Origin of the sequence: Methylophaga sp. (assembly GCF_965655755.1) — a bacterium.
Taxonomy (GTDB): domain Bacteria; phylum Pseudomonadota; class Gammaproteobacteria; order Nitrosococcales; family Methylophagaceae; genus Methylophaga.
In genome coordinates this window covers 1-5,615 of the sequence record NZ_CBFHHW010000055.1, presented here as the reverse complement: position 1 = coordinate 5,615, position 5,615 = coordinate 1, and the positions used below count along the sequence as shown (strand labels likewise).

General features: G+C 45.6%; 4 protein-coding genes. 2 read left to right on the top strand and 2 right to left on the bottom strand.

The features are described from left to right. On the bottom strand, positions 1–944 hold a 944-nt coding region (locus ACTF5U_RS12070), incomplete at its 3' end, for an AMP-binding protein (RefSeq protein WP_438971882.1). Between the two features lie 133 nt (positions 945–1,077). Then, on the bottom strand, positions 1,078–2,598 hold the full coding sequence (exaC, locus tag ACTF5U_RS12065; protein ID WP_438971881.1) for an acetaldehyde dehydrogenase ExaC: 1,521 nt from the start codon (positions 2,596–2,598) through the stop codon (positions 1,078–1,080). A 153-nt stretch (positions 2,599–2,751) separates the two neighbouring features. Here exaC and ACTF5U_RS12060 point away from each other — a divergent pair, with 153 nt between their 5' ends. Further along, positions 2,752–3,669 carry a helix-turn-helix domain-containing protein gene (locus ACTF5U_RS12060; protein ID WP_438971880.1) on the top strand — a complete coding sequence of 306 codons (918 nt, stop codon included), beginning with the start codon at positions 2,752–2,754 and terminating at the stop codon, positions 3,667–3,669. An 86-nt stretch (positions 3,670–3,755) separates the two neighbouring features. Then, positions 3,756–5,534, top strand: coding sequence for an autotransporter assembly complex protein TamA (locus tag ACTF5U_RS12055; protein WP_438971879.1), 1,779 nt, complete (start codon positions 3,756–3,758; stop codon positions 5,532–5,534). Positions 5,535–5,615: the final 81 nt, after the last annotated feature.

Below are 5,615 nucleotides of genomic sequence, written 5' to 3'. Positions count from 1 at the left end.
ATCCAGCCGACATCAGCAGTACACCAGAAAACATCTGAATCCTGGATATCAAACACCCAACGCATTGATGTGATCGCATTTAGCAGGTAACCACCACAGCTATGCTGAATACCTTTAGGTTTACCGGTTGAGCCGGAGGTATAGAGCAAGAACAGCGGATCGGCGGCATCCATCCATTCAGGTTCACAGGTTTCATCCTGACCACGGGTAATATCTGTCCACCAAACGTCACGACTAGGAGTCATGCGAACATCATGGCCAGTGCGTTTGAATACAATAACAGTTTCGACTGATGCACAAGCGCCATCAAGTGCTTGATCCGTAGTACTTTTCAGTTCGACAATTTTACCGCCGCGATGACCACCATCAGCTGTTACAACAACCTTAGCGCCTGTATCTTCAATCCGGTCTTTCAGCGACGAGGCTGAAAAGCCACCAAACACAACAGAGTGAATGGCACCAATACGGGCACACGCCTGCATTGCAATAACGGCTTCGGTGATCATGGGCATATAGATAACAACCCGGTCACCTTTGTTAACACCCTGCGCTTTCAACGCGTTAGCAAAGACGCATACTCTTTTATGAAGTTCACGGTAGCTGATGTTTTCTACATCACCTTGTTCGCCTTCGAATATGATGGCTGTTTTATCAGCATTTTTTTCTAACTGGCGGTCCAGACAGTTATAGGAAACATTCAGTTTGCCATCAGGAAACCAGCGATAGTGAGGGGCATTGGAATCATCTAATGTTTTAGCGAAAGGCTGTTTCCAATCAATTTCTGCACGGGCAACATCGGCCCAGAAACCCTCATGGTCCTGTTCAGCGCGTTGATACAAAGCATCAAGCTGATCGGCATGGAGAGAAGCGGTTTTTACAAATGCTTCGCTAGGTGGAAACTGACGATCTTCGTGTAAGGTCGATTCGATATTTTCTTGAGCCATATAGCGACACCTTTTGGTTATTCTCACCCACTACAGTAACACTTTACAGTGGTTGAGATTGAGTGTTAAGCAGACACAAAAAACTCTCCCGAAAGCAAAGGACTAAAGGGAGAGTTGTGTGGTTAGATGATTTCTAGAAGAAACCCAATGGACTGGTGCTGTAGCTGACCAGCAGGTTTTTAGTCTGTTGATAGTGTTCCAGCACCATTTTGTGCGTTTCACGACCAACACCCGATTTTTTGTAACCGCCAAAAGCCGCGTGAGCGGGATAGGCGTGGTAGCAGTTTGTCCACACACGACCGGCCTGAATACCACGACCCATACGATAAGCGAGGTTCATGTCTCGAGTCCAGAGACCAGCGCCAAGACCAAACTCGGTATCGTTAGCGATTTCCAGGGCTTCTGCTTCGTCTTTAAAGGTAGTAACTGATACAACTGGGCCAAAGATTTCTTCCTGGAAAATACGCATTTTGTTATGGCCTTTCATCAGCGTTGGCTGGATGTAATAACCACTGTCGAACTCAGCACCTAACTGTTCAACGGAACCGCCCATGAGGACTTCAGCACCTTCTTTTTTACCGATATCGACGTATTCCATTATTTTGTCGAACTGCATCTGAGATGCCTGAGCTCCGACCTGAACATCTGTATCAAGGGGGTTGCCACGTTTAATAGCTTTGGCACGTTCCATAACGATCTGAATGAATTCGTCGTAGATACTTTCCTGAATCAGAGCACGTGAAGGACAAGTACATACTTCACCCTGGTTGAAGAAAGCCAGCACCATGCCTTCTGCCGCTTTGCTGATGAAATCTTCTTCCTGATCCATGATGTCTGCAAAAAAGACGTTGGGTGATTTACCACCAAGCTCAGTAGTGGATGGAATAATATTTTCAGCCGCACGTTTCATGATGTGCGAACCCACCGGTGTTGAACCGGTAAAGGCGATTTTAGCGATACGGGTACTTGAAGCCAGCGCTTCACCGGCAACGCGGCCCATGCCATTGACGATATTCAATACACCCGCAGGCAATAAATCACCAATAACTTCCATTAGTTTAAGGATAGAAACCGGGGTGGATTCAGCTGGTTTCATAACAATGCAGTTACCAGCAGCCAATGCTGGTGCAAGTTTCCAAGCAGCCATTAGCAGTGGAAAATTCCATGGAATGATCTGACCGACAACACCTAAAGGCTCATGAAAGTGATAGGCGACAGTGTTCTCGTCGATTTCACCCATCGTGCCCTCTTGGGAGCGAAGACAGCCAGCAAAGTAACGGAAGTGATCCGCCATTAAGGGTACGTCGGCATTTAATGTTTCACGAACAGCTTTACCGTTGTCCCATGTTTCAGCAACAGCCAGCATTTCCAGATTAGCTTCAATGCGATCCGCAATTTTAAGCAGAATATTGGAGCGTTCCTGCACAGATGTGCGGCCCCACGCGTCTTTTGCAGCGTGGGCTGCATCAAGTGCTAAATCAATATCTTCAGCTGTTGACTCAGGGATGTCACAGATTTTTCCACCTGTGACAGGGGTGATGTTTTCGAAGTATTGCCCTTTAACAGGCGCAACCCATTTGCCACCAATATAGTTTCCATAGCGCGACTCAAAATCGACAACGGCGCCTTCTGTTCCGGGGTTTGCGTAAATCATAATTTCTCTCTCTCTGTCTAATAATAGTTATATGAGTAATGATGCAGGATAAATGCGCTACTCTTCAATGTGTTTGACTGTGATTCTCATTTACTTGACTTACAGTCCAGAACAGTTCCACAATCTCGTTACAACCATATTAAAGATACCACGATGCAGATTGAGAAACTCTCGTTAGCAAAACGGCGAGAAAAACGACAATTACTGGTCGAAAACAAGATCCGTTTTGCGGGTCCAGACTCAGAGCTGAGTATATACGACACATACCGCGCGGCTGAGCGAGTAGGGATAGAAGCCGATCAGCTTTTATTTTGTGGCATGGTCAGTGGCCGCAAGGTCATGCATGACCTGCATCAACATGAAGGTGAGTTGTTTTTACCCCACGAGTCTTATGTCATGCCTCCTGGTGATTACGTTGAAATTGACTTTCCGGATGCCAATGAAACCGCGCCGACGACTTGTTTGACAATAGAAATATCAAAAGATCGCATTGATCGTCTTGCTGAACGCATGCGAGACCTGACAACCCTAGAAGTTGTAGAACATAGCTGGGAATTTCAACCGCGCATTATTCACAAACACCACACCGGTGACACCCAAAGTTTATTGGAAAAAATGGTGACGCTCTATACCACCGATAATCCTGACAAAGAAATCATGTTGGATTTGAGCGTAACAGAATTGGTGATACGTCTATTGCGTGAGCAGGGTAGGGATGTACTGTTAAGTTACTGTCAGCAGGTACCGGATGCGTCGGGCATTGTAGCGGCAATCCACTGCCTGGAAACCAATCTTGCTGCGCCTTTAGATATCGACCAATTGTGTCGAAAAGCGTGCATGAGCCGCAGTCGACTCTATGTTGAATTCAAAAAACAACTTGGCTGTACACCGGGTGAATTTCAACAGCAGTTACGTTTGAAATCGGCAGCCGAGGCAATTCAGGCGGGTAAAAGTGTGACAGATGCTTGTTATAGCTTTGGTTTCAATGATTTAAGTCATTTCAGCCGGCGTTTTACACGTTTCTTTGGCTGTTCACCTAGTACTTACCGCCAGAATTCCAACCAAACCTAACAATTGGATCTTTCCATAATCATCGGCAAGGTTCACCTTGGCTGTCATACTGTCATTGTGTTGTTATCGTTATAACGGATATTCTCTTGTCGATTAAGTCAGCGCTATCACGACTGTTTACTGTGTGTGTGTTCCTATTCTGTTTGTCAGTTCAGGCGGAAGAAGCCCGGATTTCTGTTGAAATAACGGGTGTCAGTGACAATATGGCGTCAACATTACGTAATGGTTTGACTATTGAGCGGCATAAAGCGAGTGAACGTCTCACCCAGCGTTATGTAGAAAAGTTGCATCAAAATAGCATTGAAGAACTGACCAATATGCTAACGGTGTATGGCTATTATCATCCTGAGATAACAGCCAATCTTTCTATAATAGAGCAAAAGCAGGAAAACGATGCTGAACAAGCCTCAAAAGAATGGAGCGCTTCATACGCAATTGAACCTGGCGAACCGGTTGTAATTTCAAAACTGGATATCCAGCTCACCGGTGAAGCTGAAACCGACGAAGCTTTTGAAAAGTTACTCGCAGATTTTCCGCTCAATGTCGAACAAAAGCTGAATCATCAAACATACGAGAAAGCCAAAAAAAATATTCTCAGTCTCGCCGCAAGACGTGGTTATTTTGATGGCAAACTTACCAAGTCATTAGTGGAAGTAAGACCTGAGATAAATTCTGCAAGTGTCTATTTATATTATGAATCTGGCCCAAGATATCTTTTCGATGAAATTCACTTTCCGAAGACAGTTATAGGGGAACGATTACTGTCCAGACTGCAACCTTTCGATGCCGGTGATCCTTACCTGGATGCTGAGGTTTTAGCATTCAGAAGCAGCCTGAGCAATAGCGGTTACTTTGATGTCGCCTCAGTTCGAGCAAAACGTGATGAGAGACACGATGGCAAAGTGCCGCTTGATATTGAGCTTGTAGAAAAACCAAAACATAGTTACACCGCCGGTGTGGGTTATGGCACGGATACTGGCGCCCGATTAGCGCTAGGCTGGGAAAATCGTTACGTGAATGATCGTGGTCATCGTATTGATGTAGATGCCAGATTGTCGCAAGTATCAAATAGCCTGTCAGCAGATTATGTGATGCCTTTCTGGAGCCGTACTATTAATACAGTGGGTTTCAATACGGAATTTAAACAACAAGATACCGATACCAGTGAAAGTGAATCGCTTGCTGTCGGCAGTTATTACAAACGCCAGCGTTGGGGCTGGGACGAAACCGGATCATTAAAACTGTTAAATGAAGATTTTGATGTGTCGGATGACAGTGAGTCGACCTTGTTGCTTATTCCGGGTATTTCCTGGAGCCGAACCTGGGCAGATAATACGCTTTATACCCGACATGGTGGACGCTTATCTCTTGCGCTATCGGGTGCCTCAGAATCATTGATTTCAGACATCACCTTTGGTCAGATTGTGCTCAGAGGAAAATACATTAAATCACTGGGTGCAAACGGACGCATTATTACCCGTGGCGGACTGGGCGCCACTGAGGTCAGTGATTTTGAAAAACTACCCAGTTCCCTGCGATTCTTCGCTGGTGGTGACAACAGTATTCGTGGTTTTGATTACCAGTCTTTAGGGCCAGAAGGGGATGATGGCGAAGTAGAAGGCGGTCGTTATCTCGCCGTGGGCAGTGTGGAATATGAACATATGTTTCTGGACGATTGGGGCGGGGCAATATTTACTGACTTTGGTAATGCTTATAACGATTTCAGTGATCCTATTGAATATAGTGTTGGTATTGGTGTTCGCTGGCGATCACCCGTAGGTTTGATTCGCGTTGATATAGCAAAGGGTCTGTCTGACACTGACCAACCGATTGGCTTACACATTGTTATAGGACCTGATCTTTGATGCGTCGTAAGATTTTTTGGTCAGTTATCACTGTTATTGTGCTGATAAGCATTGCTACGGGCTGGTTGTTGACCACGCAGT

What these genes read in the sequence shown, in the direction of transcription:
- exaC (WP_438971881.1), bottom strand. Translation starts at nt 2,598, where the DNA reads ATGATTTACGCAAACCCCGGAACAGAAGGCGCCGTTGTCGATTTTGAG.
- ACTF5U_RS12060 (WP_438971880.1), top strand. Translation starts at nt 2,752, where the DNA reads ATGCAGATTGAGAAACTCTCGTTAGCAAAACGGCGAGAAAAACGACAA.